15 protein-coding genes are annotated in these 20,043 nt (G+C 71.0%); 10 read left to right on the top strand and 5 right to left on the bottom strand.

All coding sequences use genetic code 11. From position 1 onward, the window contains the following. Positions 1-152: 152 nt before the first annotated feature. Positions 153-1,019, top strand: a complete 867-nt coding sequence (locus WMF39_RS00390; protein ID WP_437743581.1) for an Hsp33 family molecular chaperone HslO — start codon at positions 153-155, stop codon at positions 1,017-1,019. A 50-nt stretch (positions 1,020-1,069) separates the two neighbouring features. On the opposite strand, the gene WMF39_RS00385 is transcribed toward WMF39_RS00390, so the two are convergent. Both WMF39_RS00385 and WMF39_RS00380 read right to left on the bottom strand, forming a co-directional pair. Continuing rightward, complete coding sequence (locus WMF39_RS00385) at positions 1,070-1,705, bottom strand: TetR/AcrR family transcriptional regulator (protein WP_437743580.1); 636 nt, start codon at positions 1,703-1,705, stop codon at positions 1,070-1,072. Between the two features lie 68 nt (positions 1,706-1,773). After that, the gene (locus WMF39_RS00380; protein ID WP_437743579.1) at positions 1,774-3,408 is read right to left on the bottom strand and encodes an FAD-dependent monooxygenase; all 1,635 of its coding nucleotides are present in this window, start codon (positions 3,406-3,408) and stop codon (positions 1,774-1,776) included. Positions 3,409-3,851: 443 nt separating this feature from the next. Between WMF39_RS00380 and WMF39_RS00375 the strand changes: the two genes are divergently transcribed. Continuing rightward, the gene (locus WMF39_RS00375; RefSeq protein WP_437743578.1) at positions 3,852-4,316 is read left to right on the top strand and encodes an SRPBCC family protein; all 465 of its coding nucleotides are present in this window, start codon (positions 3,852-3,854) and stop codon (positions 4,314-4,316) included. Positions 4,317-5,235: 919 nt separating this feature from the next. On the opposite strand, the gene WMF39_RS00370 is transcribed toward WMF39_RS00375, so the two are convergent. Then, positions 5,236-5,601 (bottom strand): hypothetical protein, encoded by a 366-nt coding sequence (locus tag WMF39_RS00370; protein WP_437743577.1) that lies wholly within the window; start codon positions 5,599-5,601, stop codon positions 5,236-5,238. On the opposite strand from WMF39_RS00370, the gene WMF39_RS00365 reads away from it, so the two are divergent. Continuing rightward, a complete protein-coding gene (locus WMF39_RS00365; RefSeq protein WP_437743576.1) occupies positions 5,600-5,995 on the top strand; it encodes a cellulose binding domain-containing protein in 396 nt (131 codons plus the stop codon). The genes WMF39_RS00370 and WMF39_RS00365 overlap by 2 nt on opposite strands. Before the next feature lie 464 nt (positions 5,996-6,459). After that, on the top strand, positions 6,460-7,596 hold the full coding sequence (locus WMF39_RS00360) for a PLP-dependent aminotransferase family protein (RefSeq protein ID WP_437743575.1): 1,137 nt from the start codon (positions 6,460-6,462) through the stop codon (positions 7,594-7,596). A 169-nt stretch (positions 7,597-7,765) separates the two neighbouring features. On the opposite strand, the gene WMF39_RS00355 is transcribed toward WMF39_RS00360, so the two are convergent. Further along, a complete protein-coding gene (locus WMF39_RS00355; protein ID WP_157906337.1) occupies positions 7,766-8,548 on the bottom strand; it encodes a hypothetical protein in 783 nt (260 codons plus the stop codon). A 241-nt stretch (positions 8,549-8,789) separates the two neighbouring features. Here WMF39_RS00355 and WMF39_RS00350 point away from each other — a divergent pair, with 241 nt between their 5' ends. From WMF39_RS00350 to WMF39_RS00325, 6 genes are all read left to right on the top strand, one after another. Further along, on the top strand, positions 8,790-9,464 hold the full coding sequence (locus WMF39_RS00350) for a dienelactone hydrolase family protein (RefSeq protein WP_437743574.1): 675 nt from the start codon (positions 8,790-8,792) through the stop codon (positions 9,462-9,464). Positions 9,465-9,590: 126 nt separating this feature from the next. Further along, on the top strand, positions 9,591-10,946 hold the full coding sequence (locus tag WMF39_RS00345) for a cyclic nucleotide-binding domain-containing protein (RefSeq protein ID WP_437743573.1): 1,356 nt from the start codon (positions 9,591-9,593) through the stop codon (positions 10,944-10,946). Between the two features lie 276 nt (positions 10,947-11,222). After that, positions 11,223-12,746 (top strand): protein kinase domain-containing protein, encoded by a 1,524-nt coding sequence (locus tag WMF39_RS00340; protein WP_437743572.1) that lies wholly within the window; start codon positions 11,223-11,225, stop codon positions 12,744-12,746. 8 nt (positions 12,747-12,754) lie between these two features. Further along, complete coding sequence (locus WMF39_RS00335) at positions 12,755-13,747, top strand: tetratricopeptide repeat protein (protein WP_437743571.1); 993 nt, start codon at positions 12,755-12,757, stop codon at positions 13,745-13,747. Next, positions 13,747-15,429, top strand: coding sequence for an SBBP repeat-containing protein (locus WMF39_RS00330; RefSeq protein WP_437743570.1), 1,683 nt, complete (start codon positions 13,747-13,749; stop codon positions 15,427-15,429). The genes WMF39_RS00335 and WMF39_RS00330 overlap by 1 nt, the downstream gene beginning before the upstream one ends. 472 nt (positions 15,430-15,901) lie before the next feature. Next, on the top strand, positions 15,902-16,534 hold the full coding sequence (locus WMF39_RS00325) for a hypothetical protein (RefSeq protein WP_437743569.1): 633 nt from the start codon (positions 15,902-15,904) through the stop codon (positions 16,532-16,534). Positions 16,535-16,694: 160 nt separating this feature from the next. Here the strand turns inward: WMF39_RS00325 and WMF39_RS00320 are convergent, their stop codons facing one another. Next, complete coding sequence (locus WMF39_RS00320; protein ID WP_437743568.1) at positions 16,695-20,027, bottom strand: lamin tail domain-containing protein; 3,333 nt, start codon at positions 20,025-20,027, stop codon at positions 16,695-16,697. Positions 20,028-20,043: the final 16 nt, after the last annotated feature.

Here is a 20,043-nt window from a genome sequence, read left to right as displayed (position 1 = left end):
GGGGGCGCCTGTGCTACAAGCCAACGGAATAACTATGCTTTTATGCGAGGCGCGCCCGCCTGCGGGGCGCCTCCGCCTGCGGCGATCGATGCGGCGCGGGTTGCCATCGGCCGTCCGTGGCCTAACGATGTTTTCCCACGGGAGAGTGCATCTTGCCCCGACCTTCTGATTCCGTCGTCCGCGCCATCACGATGGATGGCGCTTTTCGCGTCATCACGGCGCTGACCACCGAGACCGTGCGGGGGGCCGTCGCGGTGCAATCTGCGACCGGCGCGACCGCGCAGCGGCTGGGAGAGCTGATCACCGGCGCCATCCTCGTGCGCGAGGCGATGGCGCCGAACCTGCGGGTCCAGGCGATCGTCAAGGGCGCGGCCGGTCACGGGACCCTGGTGGCCGACTCGCACCCGGACGGCACGAGCCGCGGCCTCGTCAACCTGGGCAAGGGGGCCACGGCGGAGAGCGCGGTGAAGATCGGCGGAGGGTCGCTGCTGCAGGTCATGCGCACGCTGCCGAGCGGCATGCTCCACCAGGGGGTCGTCGAGATCCCGACCGAGGGCGGCATCTCCGCGGGCCTGATGACGTACATGCAGGAATCGGAGCAGGTCGTCTCGATGATCGCGGTGGCGACGCTGATCGGCGAGGACGGCGTCGGCGCATCCGGCGGCTACCTCGTGCAGCTGCTCCCGGAGGTCGAGCGCGGTCCGCTCATGGTGATGACCGAGCGGCTCAAGGACTTCGAGCGCCTCGACGACGTGCTCGCGCACGAGGGAGCCTCGGCGGACGTGCTGCTCGGGGAGCTGCTTTACGGCATGCCGTTCTCACGGCTCGAGGACTCGCCGCTCAGCTTCAGCTGTCGCTGCAGCGAGCTCCGGGTGATGGCCACGCTGGCGAGCCTGCCGCGGAGCGACATCGAGGAGATGGTCACGGACGGGAAGGTCCTCGACATCCGCTGCGATTATTGCGGCAAGGACTACCAGGTGTCGCCGTCGCAGCTCCGCTCTCTGCTGACGACGAGCTGAGCCGCCGCGCGCCTGCGCGCGGCCGGCGGGCCGCACGCCCACGCGCGGGGTCACGCGGGCTCGCGAGGCGAAAGGCCGCGGATCACGAAGGCGATGACCCGCTCGATCTCCGCCTCGTCGTCCCACGCCGCATCGGGGGCGATGTACACGCGGTGGACGATGTACCCCACGAACGTCGAGGCGACGCAGCGGATGACGAGGGGCGGCGGCCACCCGACGATCTGCCCTTCGCGCTGGAAGTGCTCGATCAAGGTGATCCCCTTCTCGAGGAGCGGCCCGAAGACCTTGCCGGCGAAGCCGAGCCGCAGCTCGGCGTCGAACGGCAGCTCCTGCGCGAGGATGCGCACCAGCTGCGGGTGCGCGCGCACGAAGGCGATGCGCTCGGCGAGGAGCGCCCGCAAGAACGCCTCGAAGGTCGGGTACGTCGCCTCGAAAAGCGGGTCCATGGAGCGCGCCAGCGCGGGCCCGACGAGCCGTTCGACGGCGGGACCGATGACGCCCAGGAGGAGGTCCCGCTTGCTCGGGAAGTACTTGAAGATCGTCGCCTCGGCGACCCCTGCGCGCCGCGCGATCTCCTTGGTCGCGGTCCCGTGGAAGCCCTGCTCGGCGAAGGCGGCCACCGCAGCGTCGACGATCTTCTTCTGCGCCTCGGTCAACGTGTCGTGCGGGCGCGGGCGTCGGCTCATCAGCGTCCTCTCTCCTCGACGTCCAGCAGCGCCGCGCGGCGGCTCGGGCGCGCTGCGGTCGGCGTGCGCTAGGCGGCCTCGGCCCTGCGGGTGAAGAGCCGGTCGAGCGCCTGCCTGAGCTCGCGCTCGTCGAGCGGATCGCAGCGCACGCCGACGTAGCCGTCCGGCCGGACGAGGACGGCGGCTGCCGCCTCGGCGCCGTACGCCACGTGGGCGCGCCCGTCCGGATCTGCGTACCCTCCGGCCTCGGGCGCGCTGATGACCAGCACCTTGAGGTCCGGCCTGCTGAGCTCCGCGGCGAGCCGCCGGACGTGCCCGTGCGCCTCGGTGTTCGCGCTGCCCTGGGGTTGACCGGCGAAGAGCAGCAGCGTGGATTCGACGCCGCGCATCAGCTCGAACAGGTGGACCTGCTGTCCCGCCGCGCTGCGCAGCGAGGCGTCCGGCGCGCGATCTCCGGCGCGGGGCCCGCGCTCCGGCGGGTGCCCGATCTGGATGGACAGCGGGCTCTTCCGATATCGGATCTTGAGCTGCGAGACGAACCCCAGTATCCGGCGTTGCACGGCAGCGACGCCGATGGCGCGGGTCATGAGGCGCGGCGCGACGATGCGCAGCGCCCGGCCCATGAGACCGTGTCCGGCCATGAGCCCGAAGAGGCGGTCTGTGAAGGCGATCAGCCGGCGCGCGACGGGCAGCCGCTCCATCTCGTAAGTGTCGAGCAGCCACGCTGGCATCCTGCCCTGCTCGACGGCCGCGAGCTTCCACGCCAGGTTGTACGCGTCCTGGATTCCGGTGTTCATCCCCTGCCCGCCGGCCGGGCTGTGGATGTGCGCCGCGTCGCCGGCGAGGAACACGCGCCCCTTGCGCAGCCGCGTGGCGACGCGGTGGTGCAGCCGGTAGCGCGAGAGGACGATCGCTTTCTGTATCTTGAACGGCGTGGGGATCATCGAGCGCATCACGCCTTCGAACTCCTCGAGCGAGAGCGACGCGCCGCGCGCCGGCGACGCTTCGGGCAGGATAAGGACGATCCGGAACCGGTGGCTTCCGGGCACGGGGAAGGCCGCTGCGAGGCCCCGGCGCGAAGGGCTGATATAGATGTCGCCGTCCGGCAGTGGCCAGTCGATGACGAGGTCGCCGAGCATGCAGTGATCGTCGTAGGTGTCGCCCTCGAAGGCGATGTCTGCGCCCTGGCGGACGGCGCTGCGCGCGCCGTCGCAACCGAGGAGCCACTTCGCGCGCACCACCTCGGTGTTCCCGTCGACCCTGCGGAGCGTGCATGTGACGCCGGCGCTGTCCTGGGTATAGGAAGCGAGCTCGGCGCCGCGCTCGACCGTCACGCCCAGCTCCGAGAGCCGCGACTCGAGGACGCGCTCGGTGTCGAACTGCTGGATGACGAAGATGCCTGGAACGGGCGTGGAGAGCTCCGGGAAGTCGAAGATCGGCAAGCGTGCGCGCTGGCCGTTCGAGAGGAGGACGTTGAGCCCTCCGACGCGCGTGGCGCGCGCCATCGCGGCGTCTGCGATCCCCATGCTGGTGAAGATCTCCATCGTCCGCGTCTGCACCACGAGCGCTCGCGAGTGATCCGGCGGCGGTTCCAATGCCTTGTCCACGATCCGCACTGCGAGCCCGCGCCGAACAAGCTCTCCGGCCATCGTCAAGCCCGTCGGACCTCCACCGACGACCAGCGCATCCACAGCTTCTGTCATAGGCCGCCTCCGGATTGGTGAGTGAGCATTCACTCACTTTATATGAGGACCTCCTTCGGTTGGCAAGGCATCAAGGCAAAGCATGTCTTACATCGACACACATTCACACAGTCAACCGCACCATGGTTGAGCTCGCCCAGCTGCGCCAACCGCACCGTCAACCGCACCGGGGTTGAGCCGACCGACCGAGGTTGAGCCGACCGACCGAGGTTGAGCCGCCGACCGAGGTTGAGCCGACCGACCGAGGTTGAGCCGACCGACCGAGGTTGAGCCGCCGACCGAGGTTGAGCCGCCGACCGAGGACCAACGATCGCCCCCTGGTTGAGCTCAGCGACGCCGCCACATTCAACAGGAACGGATCTTGAAGCCCACCGGCGAACTCCCCGCTCACCCGCCCCCCACCCCGCCCTCGCTCGGCGAGGTCTTCGTGCGATGGTCGCCGCATGCAAGAGGTCCACGTCAACGTCTACATCCACGCCCCGGTCGAGCGGGTTTTCGACGCGGTGGCTGACCACGAACGCTTCCTGTGCTCCGGGGACGGCACCCACACGAAGGTCGTCCGGCCAGGGCTCACCGAGCACAACGGCCTCGGCGCCCTCCGCGAGGTGCGCGTCGGGAAGCGGATTCGCTACGTCGAGGAGATCACGGCCTTCGAGCGGCCGTCCTCGTTCGACTACCAGATCGTCGAGAGCACGCAGCCGCTCCGGCACCAGGGCTCGCGTCTCCGCTTCACTCCGCGCGGCGAGGGCACGGAGATCGACTGGACATCACGCTTCGACATCCCGCTGCCGCTCGTCGGCAAGCGGCTCGGATCGCTCGCCAGGCGCATGTTCATCGCGGCGTTCACCGAGCTGCTGCTCGCTGAAAAGGCGCGGCTCGAGGCCTCGCAGCCCGCGCGCGCCACGTGACCCCCTCGCGCGCTCACCGACAGGCAGCGCCTGGTCTTCATGCCCCTTCCCCCTGGACGTGAACTACGGCTGGGCGGACCGATCCTCTCGCTGGAGCGCGCCCTCCACAGAGGGCAAGGGCGACCCGTTCTGCGGTTCGGTGCTCTCGTTCGGCGACGAGGAGAGACCGGCGCCGTGGTCAACGCGGTTCATGGAAGACTCCGAGTTCAACTGGCCCATGCGCCGCCTCCGCTGGAGGACGCGCAGCGCGGCCCCGTCACTTCACATGACCGACGCCAGGGACGCCACACCGACCCCGCTGGCGCGGCGTGGCGCGGTGTCCGCAAAACACATGAAACGTCGTCCAGTGTATGGCCAGCATTCATCCGCCCGATCTGAGGGAAATGCATGTAGACGAATACCCCATCAGCTACGACATCGACAGAAAGTTCCCATGGCAAGCCTCTTGCTGATGCCAGGCGGTTCTCTATAAGCTGTTGACCTCAACTTCCTTCCGTTCGGCCTTCGGACTTGGTCGAGCGGTCGCAGGGGTGTTCAAGATGCGACCGATGGCAAGGTGTGCGTCGCTGCTCGGCCCGATGACCTCGGGAGCAGCTCGTATCCGGGGTTCCAGGGGGAAGGTGTCGACGAGGGCAGGAGCGCCGCCGCAGCTGGGCAGTCGCGGCAATCGGGTCAACCGAGTCAACCGATCGAGCTCTTGGCCGAAGGGAACCGCCGCGCTCTGTGCCATCTCGTTCCTGACGCTCGTGGCATGTGCCCAAGGCTCCAGCCTGGACGGCGAGAACACAGGAGGCGGGGGCGGCGCCTCCGCCAGCTCGGCTGGGGCACCTTCGTCCAGCTCAGCCGGCGCTGGCTCCACCGTATCTGCGACGAGCGGCTCGACGAGCTCCACAACGAGCGGCTCGTCCAGCGCTGCGGGCTATGTCACGAGCGCGACGGTGAGCAGCTCGTCCGGCTCAGGTGGCGCCGATGGTGCCGGCGGCGCTGGGGGTCTGGGCGGCGCTGGCGGGGACGACGCTGCGAGCGCCTCGGCCAGCTCCTCGGCGAGCGCCTCGGCCAGCTCCTCGGCGAGCAGCTCGGCCAGCTCCTCGGCGAGCAGCTCGACCAGCTCCTCGGCGAGCAGCTCGACCAGCTCCACGACGAGCAGCACGACAGGCACCGGCGGCGGTAGCGCCACGAGCTCCACCACCGCGAGCTCGACCACCGGCGGCGTGACCACACCGGCGCTCGAGCTGCAATATGCTGCGAGGGACACCACCGTCGAGTCCCAGCATCTGTCGTTCATGGTACAGGTCAAGAACACGGACGATGCGAGCATCGCGCTCAGCGATCTGACGATTCGCTACTGGTTCACGGCCGACGTCGCGAAGGTGGATCTCAAGAGCGAGTGCGACTTTTCGTCGATCATCGGTGGATGCGCCAACGTCACAAGGACGTTCGGCGAGGCATCGGGAACGAAGGCCGATCACTATCTCGAGCTCGGTTTCCTCGCCGCCGCAGGTGGCATCGCCCCGAACGTCACGTCCGGAAATGTGCAGATCCGCATCTACAACGGCGACAATTACGACCGCATGACGCAGACCGACGACTACTCCTTCGGCACCAACACCGCCTTCATGCCTTTTGAGCGGGTCACCGTGTACCACGACGGCGTGCTCGCCTGGGGAACAGAGCCTTGACTGGCCGCGAGGACGAGCTCCACGTCCTGCGGGAGCAAGCTCCGCATCGATAGCCGCCCCGGGCGAGCGTTCGCCGGACCTCGGCGTACGGTCAGCTCCGGAGATCGATCTCAGGACGGATCCCCCGCCCGGCCAGACCAGCCCGACCTGGCTCGCAGGGCCTGCCGCCCTGTGCGGACGCGCGCCCCTCCACGCCCTTCGGTGCCCTGTGGCGGCCTGGCTCGCCGCGCGCGCACGCCACACCCCGCAACATGCCGTTACACGCCCTGGCCCGTCCCAGGTTGCCGCGATGTAACCAATTTTCCATGGAATTCCGTCCCGCCATGGGACGCGAGCGCTTCCGCTCCACCTGGAGACGGGCAGCTCGGGCGGCACCATCCTTGAATGGCCTCGCTCGGACCCTGAACTCTATGGATGCCACCGCGCGCGCAACGCCTCCTCCCCCGTCGTCCCACACCCGGCCTGTGCAGGCCCCGATCTCGCGTGATGCGCCGCGGAGCGGACCGCGGCTCGGACACGGCCTCGAGCGGTTCGACCCCCTGAAGCGGCGCGCCGCGGACACACCTGGCCTCATCAGCTTCGCGGGCGGGCTGCCCGCCCCGGGCGAGTTCCCGCGCTCGAAGCTCGCGGCCTCGTTCGTTCGCGCTCTTCAGAACCCCAGCTGCGCGGCGCTCCCGTGTAGCTGGCCCGAGGGCGACGAGGACCTCCGCGCCTGGATCGCCGGGCAGCTGCGCCGGCGCGGCGCCCAGGTGGCTCGCGACGACGTCATCGTGACCAGCGGCGCACAGCAGGCCGTGTCCCTCGCCGCGCAGCTGGTCCGCGGATCGCGCGCCAGGATCGGCGTCGACCGCGAGAGCTCCCCCGGCGCGCTCGATCGGTTCCAGGAGCTCGGCGCGACGGTCGTCGACGGCGGCAGCAACGTCGATGCCTATTATCTCATGCCCGCCGTCTCCAATCCGCGTGGACGCACGCTGTCGCGCAGCGATCGAGCCAGGGTCCTCTCGACCCTCCGGCCCATCATCGAGGACGACGCTTACGCAGATCTGTCCTTTGACGGCGCCGTCCCGCGGCCGCTCCTGGCCGAGGCCCCCGATCGCGTGTTCCACGTCGGGACGTTCTCGAAGACGCTCTGCCCCGGCCTCCGCGTCGGCTGGCTCGTGCCCCCGCGCTCGCTCCGCGCCGAGGTCCTCCAGGTGAAGCAATCCGCCGATCAGCAGGCGGCCAGCCTGCCGCAGGCCATCCTGGAAGACTACCTCCGCACAGAGGACTTCGATCAGCGGCTCGTGCGCCTGCGGGAGTTCTACGGTCGCCGCGCCGCCCGCATGGAGCGGGCGCTCCGAAAGCACCTGCCCGGCTGGCGGTTCGACCCGCCCGCCGGCGGCTTCGCGATCTGGGTCGAGCCCGACGCCGAGCCGAACGAGGCCTTCTTCCTGGCCGCCGCCATCGAGCACGGCGTCGCCTTCGACCCGGGCTCGCTGTTCCGGGCTCACGGCGCCGTGAGCCCATTCGCCCTCCGGCTCTGCTTCTCCTCGGTGGCGTGCGACGAGGACCTGGACGAGGGCGTGCGCCGCCTCGCGCGGTGCTGGGCCGAGGTCGCGTAGCCTCGCCAGCGGGCGCCGATTCACGAAAGCGCCCTGCACGACCTCTCTCCCTCTCTCCTTCAACTCCCTCTCTCCCTCACTCCCTCTCTGCTCTCTTCTCCTCCTCTCCGATCGCGACACCGCGGCGGCGGCCTGCGCGCACGCCGCCGACCCCGCGCAGGGCGCGGCCTCACTGCGCCAGCGGGCCGCCTGGCTTGTGCGGGACGGGCGGACGGCGATCGAGCAGCTCCCGCGCCGCGGCCCGGACGACCGCGGGCACGTCCGCCGCCGCCGCGAGCCGCAGGAGCTCGGGCCGCAGGAGCAGGCGCACCATGGGCACCGCGATCTCCTGCGGCGCGCCCGGGTTCTGCACGATCGCCATGCGCACCCGCGCGCGCTGCGGCCACTCGGGGTGCTTCGCGATCTCCGTCAGGACCTCCGCGTTCGCCGGGCGGCGCGCCGCGAGGCGGACGACGTCATCCTCGGTCAAGCGCGGGTTGGCGAGCAGGTTGCGGATGACCAGCGGGTGCGGGTCCCGGAGCAAGGCGTCGAAGGCCGCGCGGGTCGGCCGCCGGGCCAGCGCGCGCCGCTCGCCGAGCGTGAGCGCGCGACCGGCGCTCGACGTGGCGACGAGCCGCTCGTCGGGCGCCGGCGAGGCCGGCTGCGCCTCGGGCCGCCGCGCCTTGCGGCGCAGGAGGCGCGAGAGCGGCAGCAGGGCATGGGAGGACGCGAGCTCGCGGAGCTGCTCGACGCGCTCCGAGAGCGCAGGATCCACGAGGACCGGCACGACGGCGCCCAGCACGTCGCGCGCGAGGGGGTTGGCCTGCTCGGCGTCGCGGCAGAGATCGTCGAGCGCGCGGGCGACGGAGGGGAGATCGGCGCGCAGCACCTCGCTCCGCAGGAACGCGACCCGCAGCCGGAGCTCCTTCAAGGACGAGACCGCTCGCCTCCATCGTCCCGCCAGCGCATCCACGCCGTCAATCTACATCGCCGGCGTCCCGGCGTGGAGCGCGTGCCAGGCAGTTTGCGCTACGCAACGTGCGCGGGGCGGTTATCCTGCGCCGCGCCATGAGGGGACGGCGGAAGCCGATCCCCGATTGCCGACGGAGACGGCGGAAGCCGATCCCCGATTGCCGACGGGGGCGGCGGAAGCCGATCCCCGATCACGGACGAGGACGGCGCAGCCCATCCCCGTCTCGAAAGGGAGGAGTCGCATGTCCGAAAAGGTTTCGTTCCCCGCGAAGGACGGGTCCTCGGCGACCGGCGAGATCGTCTGGCCGAAGCAGGGGGACAAGTCGCCTGCCGTCGTCCTGATCCAGGAGTGGTGGGGTGTGAACGACCACATCCGCTCGCTGCTCGACCGGCTCGCCGCCGCCGGGTTCATCGCCCTCGCGCCCGACCTCTACCAGGGCAAGACCACCAAGGACGCCACCGAGGCCAACCGGCTGATGACCGAGCTCGACAAGCCGCGCGCCCTCGAGGAGATCGCCGGCGCCGCCCGCTTCCTGTCGGCGCACGAGCGGTCGACCGGCAAGGTCGGCGTCATCGGGTTCTGCATGGGCGGCGCGCTGAGCTTCGCCGCCGCCGCGACGATCCCCGAGCTCGCGGCCGCGGTGCCCTTCTACGGCGTCCCGAGCCCCGCGCCCGATTACACGCGCGTCAAGGCGCCGATCCTCGCCCACTTCGCCGCGCGCGACGGCTGGGCGACGCCGGCCGCCGCCGAGGCGATCCAGAAGGAGCTCGCCGCCCGCGGCCAATCCATGGAGCTCCACGTCTATGACGCCGACCACGCGTTCGCGAACGACACGCGCCCCGAGGTCTACGCCCCCGAGGCCGCGAAGCTCGCGTGGGAACGGAGCATCGCGTTCCTGAAGCAGCACCTCGCCTGAGCACGACGCCGCGCTCCTTCCCGGGGATCCGCGGCGCGCGGGGCGCGCGGGGCGCGCGGGGCGTGCGGGGCATCAACCGGGCGCGTTCTTTGCCGCCGCGCAATGAACCCTGATATACACGCTTACATGGCCCTCCCCCCGGTACTCCCGGGCTCGATCCAGCAGGCGGAGTCGCCGATCGACCGCGCGCTCTCGCTGGCGCTCGCGGGAGAGCGGGACGCCGCGCTGCGCTGGGCCGCTGCGCTGGTCCGGCACGACCCGACGATGCCGTCGGCGCTCTGCCTCTGCGGGCGCCTCCTCGGCGAGCTGAACCGGCACGAGGCCGCGCGCGAGGCGTGCTCCACCGCGATCGCCCGCGCGATCGACCTCGAGAACCTGCCGCTCGCCGTGGCGGCCGCGCGCGAGAGCGAGCGCTTCGGCGGCGATGCCGGCCCCGGGCTCGACCTGATCGCCGAGGCGTTCTGCCGGGACTCGCCGCGGCTCGGCGAGGGCGCGCCGCCGCCGCCGCCCCTGCCGGCCGCCGAGGCGTTCCAGCCGCTCGCCTCCGTGCTGACCGGCGCGCTCCTGCTCAACAAGGCGACGGAGATCCTCCACGACGCCACGCGCAGGCTGGCCGCCCAGGCCGATCACCCCGGGATCGCGCCCCAGCCGGTCTTCTCGTCCGTCGGGCGCGACGCGCTCCGCGCCCTGTGCGCCGCCTTCACGCCCATCTGGGTGGCGGCGGGGACGACGGTGATCGAGCAGGGCGCCGCGCGCAGCGAGGCCTACTTCGTCGCGCGCGGGGAGCTCGAGGCGCGGCGCCGGCGCGGGGACGAGGAGATCCTCCTCGCCCGGCTCGCGAACGGCGCCATGTTCGGCGAAATGGCGCTGCTCTCTCGGGCCCCGCGCACCGGGAGCGTCATCGCCACCCGGCCCTCCATCGTGCTCGAGGTGAAGCGCGACGCGATCGACGACATCGCGCAGCGCGAGCCCGAGGTGGGCCTGGAGCTCGCGGCCTACTGCCGGGACCGCATGGTGGAGAACCTCGTCCGGATGAGCGACGTGCTCCGCGTCGTGCCCGAGGCCGACAGGCCCGCGCTCGTGAAGCGGTTCCGCACGCGCACGTTCGAGAAGAACGAGCGGCTGCTCGTCCAGGATGAGCGGCCCCCCGGCCTGTTCCTCATCGCCTCCGGAGAGGTCGCCGTCGTCCGGCGCGACGCGGCGGACGACGCCCGCGGCGAGCCGCTCGTGCTCTCGACGCTCGGCCCCGGCGACGTCGCCGGCGAGATCGCGATGGTCCTCCGCCGCGCGACGAACGCCGAGGTGATCGCCGTTCACCCCACCGTGACGCTGTACCTTCCGGCCACCGAGTTCATGGGTCTGGTCGAGGATCACCCGGCCGTGCTGGCGCAACTCTACAAGCTCGCCGTCCAGCGCGACGAGGAGACCACGAGCATCATGGCCGAGGAGGTCTCCGTGGCCGAGGACTTCGTGTTGATCTAGGGTACCGAACCGATCGAAAAATTGACGAAACGAACCACGGATGCGCGGAGGTTTTGTTGTTGTCGCTTCTGTGTCGCTGTGGTTCAAACTCTCTCTCGCGCGGCGTTCCAACCTGCTCGGTGCTCTAGCGACGTCCTGCGAGCACGCGGCGGGCGCACCGATTGACGCTCCGCGCCACGCCTCGTAGACTTTCAGTCTATCCGTTGTTCTTGTTGACCAGCACTGAACAATCACCAGCGTAGGGAAGGCCACGCGCGCACCACAGGTCCTGCGACAATGACGACGAACGCGTTCGGGCTGGAGGGACAGGTGCTGGTCGGCCGGTATCGGCTGCTCCGCCCTCTCAGCTCGGGCAGCATGGGCACCGTCTGGCGCGCGGACGATCTCACGCTGGGCTCGCCGGTCGCGATCAAGGTGCTCGGGCCTCTCTATGCGAAGGACGAGACGGTCCGCGCGCGCTTCTACCAGGAGGCGCAGGCGGCGGCGGCGCTCCGCAGCCCGAACGTCGTGCAGATCCTCGATCACGGCGTCGAGAACGACGTCCCCTTCATCGCGATGGAGCTCCTCGAGGGCGAGGACCTCGCGCACCGGCTCGAGCGTGTCGGCGCGCTCGATGCGGCCGATACGGCGCGCATCTTCGCCGACGTCGCGCGCGCCGTGCGCAAGGCCCACGACGCCGGCATCGTCCACCGCGACCTCAAGCCCGACAACATCTTCCTCGCCCGCGACGACGACCGGGAGGTGGCCAAGGTCCTCGATTTCGGCGTCGCCAAGACGCGCCTGTCCGGCAAAGAGGGCATCGGGACGCAGGCGGGCGTGCTGATCGGGACGCTGCCGTACATGAGCCCTGAGCAGGCGCAGGGCGCGACCGTCGATTACCGGTCGGACCTCTGGGCGCTCGGGGTGATCGCGTTCGAATGCGTCTGCGGCCGGGCGGCGATCACGGCCGAGGCGCCTGGCGCGATGATCCTCGAGATATGCAGTGATCCGCTGCCTGTCCCCTCGAAGGTGGCGTCTGTGCCCGTGCCGCCGGCGTTCGACGAGTGGTTCATGCAGGCGTGCAGCCGTGACCCGAACGGGCGGTTCGCCTCGGCGACGGCGATGGTCGACGCGCTGCGCGACGCGCTCTTGCCGCCCAGCGACGCGCAGGAGGGCGGGCGGGCTTCGGTGAGCTCGATCCCCGGGGGCGCGGGCACCACGTCGCCCTCCGTCCCGCCGATCTCCGCTGCGCCGCTCTCCGCCGCGCCGCTCTCCGGTCCGCCGATCTCCACGTCCCCGCTCTCCGTCTCGCCCGATGGGAGCGTCGCCTCGCCGCCGGGACTCTACGACGAGGCCGGAGCCGACTCGAGACCTCGCCGCAGGATGCCGATCCCGGCCGTCGCGCTAGGCCTCGCGGCTTCGGTCCTCTGCGGGGTGCTCTTCATCGGCTGGCGCGCGCTCGGGGACGACCCGATCCCGCACGCACCGCCGTCCGGCGCGGCCTCGCCGCCGGGGACGCTCGACACACCGCCTGTCGCCGCCCCCGCGAACAATCCGCCGGCGGAGGCGAATTCGCCCAGGGTGGCGCCCGAGCTCGCGCCTCCCCAGGACACGACGGCCGCGTCGACCTCGACGCCTGCGCCCCGCGCCGGCTCCGCGCTGGCGGCCAGCGCTCCGGCCGCGGCCGCCTCCTCCGCCCAGACGGCGCCCGCTCGCCCGGGCAGGGCCGCGTCCTCCTCGCCGCGGCCCAGGCCCTCGTCCGCGGCCCCGCCCGCGGCCTCCAGCGCGACGCGCCCCAGGTCCGACCGCCTCGGCTTCTGAGGAGACGAATGCGCGCGCGATCGAGGGTCTCGGGCACCGCCACCATCGCGTTCGCGCTCGCGCTCGCGCTCGCGACCACCGCGCGGGCGGCCGACGTCGACCCCGCCACCATGAACGCGGCCCGGGCCCTCGCCGAAGAGGGCCTCGACCTCTTCGACAAGGGCCAGTTCGCGGCGGCGCTCGACAAGTTCGGGCGCGCGGACCAGCTGATCCAGGCGCCGACGATCGACCTCTATGCCGCCCGGTGCCTCGAGCAGCTCGGGCGCCTCATCGAGGCCTCCGAGCGCTACCTGCAAGTGAGCCGCACCTCGCTCGACGCCTCGGCCAGCGATGTCTTCAAGGCCGCGGTCGCCGACGCCGGGAAAGCGTACGACGATCTCAAGCCACGAATCCCCAGGCTCTCTGTGGGGGTACGCGGCGCCCCGGAGCGCGAGGTGCAGATCACCATCGACGGCAAGCCGATGCCACCCGCGCTGGTGGGGGTCAGCCAGCCTGTCGATCCTGGCGAGCACGTCGTCGAGGCCGCGTGGGCGGGGCGTGTCGTCCGGCGGGAGGTCGCGCTGCAGGAGCGGCAGGAGGCGGCGCTCGCGCTCGAGTTCCCCGTCGGTGTCCGCCCGCCTATCGTCCTCCCCCCGCCCGCCGACCCGGCGCCGGGCACCACGCAGCGCGTGCTCGGCTGGACCGCCGTCGGCACGGGCGCCGCGGCGCTCGTCGTCGGTGGGATCACGTTCGGCATCACGAGCGCGCGGCGCAGCGAGCTGATCGATCTCGGGTGCACCGAGGACGTCGTGTGCCCGGACACGCCGAGGACGCGCGCCAGGCTGGGCTCGTACAACGACCTGCGCCTCGTCCCTGCGCCGGCGTTCATCGTGGGCGGAGCGCTCGCCGCGGGCGGCGTCGCGCTGCTCCTCACCGCACCGTCCGCGGCGGCGAGGCCCAAGGGCGCAGCGGTCCGTCCGTGGATATCGCCGTGGGGTGCCGGGATCGCGGGGGTGTTTTGATGAAACGCAACGGCTTCATGGTCCTTTGCGGCGCGCTCGGCGTGGCCGGCGCGCTGGGCGGGTGCTTCGATCAAGGCGTGCTCGTGCCGGGCGCCATCAGCGGCGGCGGCACCGCGCAAGGCGGGATGGCCGGCGTGGGCGCCGCGGGAGGCGCGGGCGGCACGGGCGGCGTGGGAGGCGCAGGCGCCGCGGGAGGTGCGGGCGGCACGGGCGGCGCAGGCGGCAGCGAGCCCTGCGACCCTTGTTATACAGGCCCCGAGTCGACCAGGGGAGTCGGCGAGTGCAAGGACGGCTGCCTGCGCGGCGGCGCGTGCGTCGACGAGGTGCTCCCCAGGACCGAGGCCTGTACGACGAAGGCGAATGACGAGAGCTGCGATCGTGTGGCGGAGTGCACCGGAGCGCACGAGTGGAGCACCCAGCTCGGAGTGAACGGCGAGCAGATCGGTTATGACGTCACCTTCGACAGGGAAGGAAACCTCCTGATCGCGGGTGCCTTCAGCACCAGCCTGGATTCCGTCGGCAGCCTGGGAGCGTTCGACGGCTTCGTCGTCAAGCTCGCGCCCGGCGGCGCGAAGGAATGGTCGAAGGCGTTCGGGGGGAACGGCTCGGATTCTTGCAATCGCGTGGCGCTCGACAGGAACGGCGGCGTGATCCTGGCCGGGACCTTCGAAAACACACTTAACTTCGACGGGACGCCGCTCACGAGCAGAGGCAGCTCGGACGTGTTCGTGGCGAAGCTCGACGCAGAGGGCGCCCTGGACTGGATCAAGACCATCGCCGGTCCGAGCGTCGATAGAGTTTACGGTCTCGCGGTGGATTCGGACGACAACATCGTCGTCGCTGGCAGCTTCACCGACTGGGCCGACGTGCTGGGCGGGCTGCAGATGGGCGGGGACCACCTGACGGGAGGTGGCGAGGACATCTTCGTCGCGAAGATGGACGCCCTCGGAAACTTCGCCTGGAGCAGGAACTTCGGCGATACGACCGCTGAGGTCGCGAACGACGCTGCCGTCACGCCCGACGGAGGCGTGGTCCTGGTCGGCCGCATCGCGGGCAGGGTGAACTTCGGGACGACGCTCCTCAATGCTCAGGGCGACGACGCCTTCATTGCGAAGCTCGACGGGGACGGGACGCCGCTCTGGGCCAAGATCTTCGGCGACACCATGAGCCAGGAATTTGCCGCGGTCGCGGTGGACGCGAAGGGGGACATCGTCGTCGCGGGGAGCACCGGGGGAACGATCAATTTCGACGGAGCGCCGCGGAGATACGCCGGGGGAAGGGACGCGGTCGTCGCCGCCTTCACCGCGGAGGGCAAGCACCTCTGGAACCGTCTGTATGGGGATGCGGAAGATCAGAAGGCGCTGGGGGTGGCGGCCGACCAGGCGGGCAACGTCATCGTGGTCGGAGAGTTCGAGAGCGCCATCGACTTCGGCGCCCCGAGCCCGAGGCTCGAGTCCCTCGGCGGCAACGACGCCTTCATCGCGAAGCTCGCTCCGAACGGCGACACGGCCTGGGCCAAATCGTTCGGCGACGCGGCGGAGCAGCGCGCCCGGGCCGTCGCCGTGGATGAGCTGGGAGCCATCGCGCTGACGGGCAGCTTCAGCGGCAGGATCGATCTCGGGCAGGACCCGATGATGAGCTCCGGGGGCGCCGACGCCTTCGTCGCCAAGCTGAAGCCCTGACGGCCACCTCGCGACGAGGATCCCGCGGGGACGCGGCGGTGGCCGGACTACGGCCGCAAGTAGCCGGAATCGCTGGCTCGATCGGGGCGCTTCCGATCGCTGCCGTGAGGCGGCCCTCCCTCCGCGCCGACAGCACCGGTGTTGCCGGCGCGTGGTGCAGGACCTCCGTCGGACCAGGGGACGCATCGAGGTCCGGTGAGCGATCCATGCACCAGAACAAGTGATCCACCCGGATCTCGCGCGACTCTCCTCGGGAGCGCCTCGTGAGTCCTCGTTTTGCGGTGTGAGTCCTCGTTTTGCGGTGCGAGCCACCGCTTTGCGGTGTGAGTCCTCGCTTTGCACCGCTGTTTGCTTCACGGACGATGCACACGGTGCCAAGTCGGGGCGCGCTCACCTGGCACCACACTTGCTTAGAGGCCCCCCACTTGCTTAGAGGAGGAACGGCTCACGCAGGAGGAGGTCGCGCGCGATGATGAACACGCAACAAAGCCCGGGAGTGCTCTACCAGGGGACCAGAGGGCCCGCCAGCATCGCGCCGGTGGCTGCCAGCGTGCCGCCCATGTCGGCCTCGGGGGACCTTGAACGCGAGCTCGAGGCGATCGCCCAGGGCGTGCGGCAGAAGCGGCGGGGTCGGTTCGTGTTCGGGGTGGGTCTGGTCGTGGCGGCCGTGGCCGCGGTCGCGGTGACCACCTTCGCCGGCAAGGTGAAGGTGGCCGAGGCGGCTCAGGCCGAGGCGGTGGCCGCCCGCGTCGCCGAGCAGGACAGGATCGCGCAGCTCAACCTCCAGCTCGACGAGCGCAACCGGAAGATCACCGAGCTTACCCTCGCGCTCGACGCCGCCAAGAGCGACGCTGAGAAGGCGCAGAAGGCGTTCTCCGATTACAAGGCGACGGAGGCGACCAAGGCGCTGGCGCAGGGCGAGGACGTGGCCGACACAAAGACGTCGAACATCAAGGGGGCCGCAACCCTCCGCGGCCGAGCGGCGACGTCCGGCAAGGCGGCGCGGGGCGCCAGCGCGGCGCGGGGCGCCAGCGCGGCGGCGCCGGCCAAGAAGGGCGGAAAGTGCGTGTGCAAGGCGGGCGACCCGCTCTGCGGTTGCCTGTGAGCGCCCGCTCACGGCCCATTCCTCCTTGATTCTCTTCACTCTCTCCGGACACAGCTGACAGGACGAAGACACCGGCGCGCGCGGCGCGGACCGCGTGGCGCCGGGCGAACGGCGGGCGTCGAGGTGCGCTGCGCTGAAGAACACGGCGTCTCGGCCGGGCTCACGGCACGTTCGCCGCACCAGGGGTGATCGTCGCGGAGAGCGCCCAGTCGGCGGCGGCCCGGTTCGGGTCCGTCCCGTCAGGCAGGCGGCAGAGCGAGCCTGTCGCCATGCCGCCGTCCGCCACCGTGGCCGGCAACGCGTCGCCTTCGACGAGGCTCACGCTGGCGCCCCCGATCGTGACGGCGGTGATGCTCCCCTCGTAGGAGAGCGCGTCGATCACGGCCCCTGTCATGGTGTTCATCAGCGCGATCCCGTCGGAAGCCCCGTTCTGCATCCGGTCGGTCTGCGCGCCCGAGAAGGCGATCGTCACCGCACCTTCCGCCACGACGCCTGGCATGGTGTCGGTGCCGACCACCGCCGTGCTGCCGACGACGAGGTACTGGCCAGCCGCGAGCGTACCGGCGGAGCCCAGATCGAGCGTTCTGTAGGCGGAGGGCGCGCTGCTGGATCCATCGACCAGCACGAGCGCATGGCCCGTGAGATCCACGGGCACGCCGGCGCCATTGTAGATCTCGATGAACTCGGCTCCATCTCCGCCAGGCTGATCGTAATCCACCTCGTTGATCACGAGCCCTGCCGTCGCGGCCGCCGCCCCGAGGGTCGTCACGAGATCATCGACGCCGCGCGGCTCGACCTTCGCGTCGTGGTTCCGGTAGGTGAGGATGCCGCGGATGCTCGCGAAATGCTGGCCTTCCGCCGGGAAGGGGCTGGACCGGTACAGGAGGTCGTCCACGCGCAGATCGCCTGTGACGACGAATTCATGAACCATCGTATCGAGCCCGATCACCGTGACGTCCTCCACCTCGACGAGGACCCCCTCGAGCTCGGCGGTGCGCGCGCCGCCCGCCGCGATGTCGGCCGGCGCGACGGGCGCCGGCGCCGGCGCCGCCTCGCCGAGCGACGCGATCACCTCGACCACGGCGGACCCGAGCTGGATCTGCCCGAAGTAACTCGCGATCACCGCGCTCGTGATCCGCACGCGATCGCCGACCAGCACCGTGTTCTGCGGGCTGTACACGTAGACGCCGGAGTGCGCCGGCCCCGCGTACCCCGGGTCGCCCGGCTTCGCCTGCACGAAGAAGCCGCTCGCGTGCTTCCCGGTCACGAGCACGTTCTCCAGGGCCACCGTCTCGCCCTCCGCGCGCGTGCCGTCCTTGATATCGTAGATCGCCACCGTGCAGCCCAGGGCCCCTGGGTTCGCCTGGTCCGGGCACAGGTCGCACGGGTCGCCCTTGCCGTCGCCGTCCGCGTCGGCCTGGCCGGGGTTCTGGAGGTTCGGGCAGCTGTCCGCGCCGTTCGGCGCGCCGTCGTTGTCGGCGTCGTTCGGGTCCGGCGGCGAGCAGAGCGTGCTGCCCGCGTCGAGCGGGCACGCGTCGCAGGCGTCGCCGTCGCCGTCGCCGTCGAAGTCGGCCTGGACCCCGTCGTCGAGCGGCCGGATCGGGTTGAAGACGCTCGGGCAGTCGTCCGCGCCGTTCTCGATGCCGTCGCCGTCGAGATCCGCGTCCGTCGGCTGCCCGGTGTAGACAGTCGAGCCGTTCACCGAGGCGTTCAGGGGCGCGCTCTCCGCGCGCGACGGGGTGCAGAGCGGCTCGCCCTCGGGCTCGCCGCAGAAGAAGGCCGGGTAGATCTCGCCCGCCTGCTGCTCGAGGTCCTCCAGCGTCATCCCGATCTCGTCCCGCAGACAGACCTGCTTCGACACGCCGCACACATCGACCGCGTCGCAGGCGCCCGCGCCCCGGACCGCGGACACCACGGCCGCGTCGCCATACAGGACCTTTCCGCCGCGCATCACGAGGACGACGTCCTCGGGATCGGCGGCGACGACAGCGCGGTGGCCTTCGCGCTCTCTGCCGTCGAAGATCGCGATGTCGGCGACCTTCCCCGTGGACAGCGCGCCGATCACGTCGTCCGTCGCGGTGACCGCGGCGGCGCTTCCGGTGACCATCCTCCACAGCTCCTCATCGGTGAAGAATCCGTCGTAATACGTCTCGTTGAGCGCCGCCGCGCACCGGAGCTCGCGCAGGAGGTTCATCGATCCGGTCGCGATCCAGTCGGTGCCGAGCGCGATCTGCACCCCGAGGCGGGCGGCGGCGGTGACCACGGCGGTGTCGCCGTAAAGCGTGATGTTGGAGCGGGGAGACCAGATGAGCGCCGTGTCCTCCGCCGCCATCGCCGCGTAGTCGGGCGCGGTCAGGCCGATCCCGTGGATGAACGCGCTCTGCGGCTCGAGCACGTCGTTCGGCTCCGCCTTCAGGCAGACGAACTCGTTGCGCGCCGACGCATCGATTCCCTCGGCGACGTGCGGGCAATAGGCGTCCTCTCCCTCGACGTCCTCCCCTGTCACCATGTCGGCCGAGTAGCCGCAACCGCTCACGAGCTCGCGGCCGCCCGTGTCGTCGAGCGGGAACGTGTCGAAATGGACCGCGTTCTGGCCCAGGCCCTCCTGGTCGGCCCGGTCCAGGTTCCGGAGGAGGCCTGGCGCGCTCCCCGAGCCCACGATCGAGGTCGCGCCGCCCATCAGGAAGCGGAGCTCGCCCCAGCGGATCTGCGCCTGGTCAGCCATGCCGGGCGTGTCGATTCTCGTGTGCTTGTTGTTGCCGGTGCGCCAGTCGTGCCGGTGCTCATAGCGCTCCTCGGTCGGGGTATACGGGCTGTTCTGCGTGTACGTGATGTGATCATGCGTGTTGATCAGCGCCGGGGAGACGACGCCGGTCGGGCACATGATCTCCGTCGCGCCCGCCGCCTCGCAATCGCAGCCGACGCACGCGATCGCGCCCCGCTCGTCCACGAGCACCCGCCCGCCCCGGTACACCCTGCCCGGGGCCAGCACGACGCCCCGGATCAGCGTCGCGCCCGCGCCGGCAACGACCTCGCACGTCCCCTGCGCGAGCGGCAAAAGCTCCTCGCAGACGGTCTCCTCGGCCGGCGTCTTCGTGCAATCGACCTCGCAGCCGTCGCCCGTCGCGACGTCCCCGTCGTCGCACTGCTCCCCCGGATCGATGGCGCCGTCGCCGCAGCGCGGGGGCGCCTCGATCTCGCACGCCGCCGAGCAGCCGTCCCTGGCCGCCTTGTTGCCATCGTCGCACGCCTCGCCCGCGTCGAGCGCGCCGTCGCCGCAGCGGGGCGCCGCTGGCTCCTCGCGCTGGCACGTCGGCGAGCAGCCGTCGCCCTCCGCGGTATTGACGTCGTCGCACACCTCGCCCTCGTCGACCACGCCATCGCCGCAGACGCCGAAGCGATCGCCCGCGCCGTCGTGCCCGCAACCAGTGAAGAGCAAAAGGCCGACGTGCACGGCCATCCGCCGCGCGAAGCGCGCCGAGCTGTGAGGCATGCCTCACCTGTCGGCG

Source organism: Sorangium sp. So ce1504 (assembly GCF_051521635.1).
Lineage (GTDB): Bacteria > Myxococcota_A > Polyangia > Polyangiales > Polyangiaceae > Sorangium > Sorangium cellulosum_B.
This window is presented reverse-complemented; position numbering and strand designations above follow the sequence as displayed.

Excerpts from the sequence above, each read along its gene's own strand:
- WMF39_RS00365 (WP_437743576.1), top strand. The coding sequence starts at position 5,600 with ATGGTACAGGTCAAGAACACGGACGATGCGAGCATCGCGCTCAGCGAT.
- WMF39_RS00375 (WP_437743578.1), top strand. The coding sequence starts at position 3,852 with ATGCAAGAGGTCCACGTCAACGTCTACATCCACGCCCCGGTCGAGCGG.
- WMF39_RS00330 (WP_437743570.1), top strand. The coding sequence starts at position 13,747 with ATGAAACGCAACGGCTTCATGGTCCTTTGCGGCGCGCTCGGCGTGGCC.
- WMF39_RS00385 (WP_437743580.1), bottom strand. The coding sequence starts at position 1,705 with ATGAGCCGACGCCCGCGCCCGCACGACACGTTGACCGAGGCGCAGAAG.
- WMF39_RS00345 (WP_437743573.1), top strand. The coding sequence starts at position 9,591 with ATGGCCCTCCCCCCGGTACTCCCGGGCTCGATCCAGCAGGCGGAGTCG.
- WMF39_RS00335 (WP_437743571.1), top strand. The coding sequence starts at position 12,755 with ATGCGCGCGCGATCGAGGGTCTCGGGCACCGCCACCATCGCGTTCGCG.
- WMF39_RS00325 (WP_437743569.1), top strand. The coding sequence starts at position 15,902 with ATGAACACGCAACAAAGCCCGGGAGTGCTCTACCAGGGGACCAGAGGG.
- WMF39_RS00320 (WP_437743568.1), bottom strand. The coding sequence starts at position 20,027 with ATGCCTCACAGCTCGGCGCGCTTCGCGCGGCGGATGGCCGTGCACGTC.
- WMF39_RS00340 (WP_437743572.1), top strand. The coding sequence starts at position 11,223 with ATGACGACGAACGCGTTCGGGCTGGAGGGACAGGTGCTGGTCGGCCGG.
- WMF39_RS00350 (WP_437743574.1), top strand. The coding sequence starts at position 8,790 with ATGTCCGAAAAGGTTTCGTTCCCCGCGAAGGACGGGTCCTCGGCGACC.
- WMF39_RS00370 (WP_437743577.1), bottom strand. The coding sequence starts at position 5,601 with ATGAACGACAGATGCTGGGACTCGACGGTGGTGTCCCTCGCAGCATAT.
- WMF39_RS00380 (WP_437743579.1), bottom strand. The coding sequence starts at position 3,408 with ATGACAGAAGCTGTGGATGCGCTGGTCGTCGGTGGAGGTCCGACGGGC.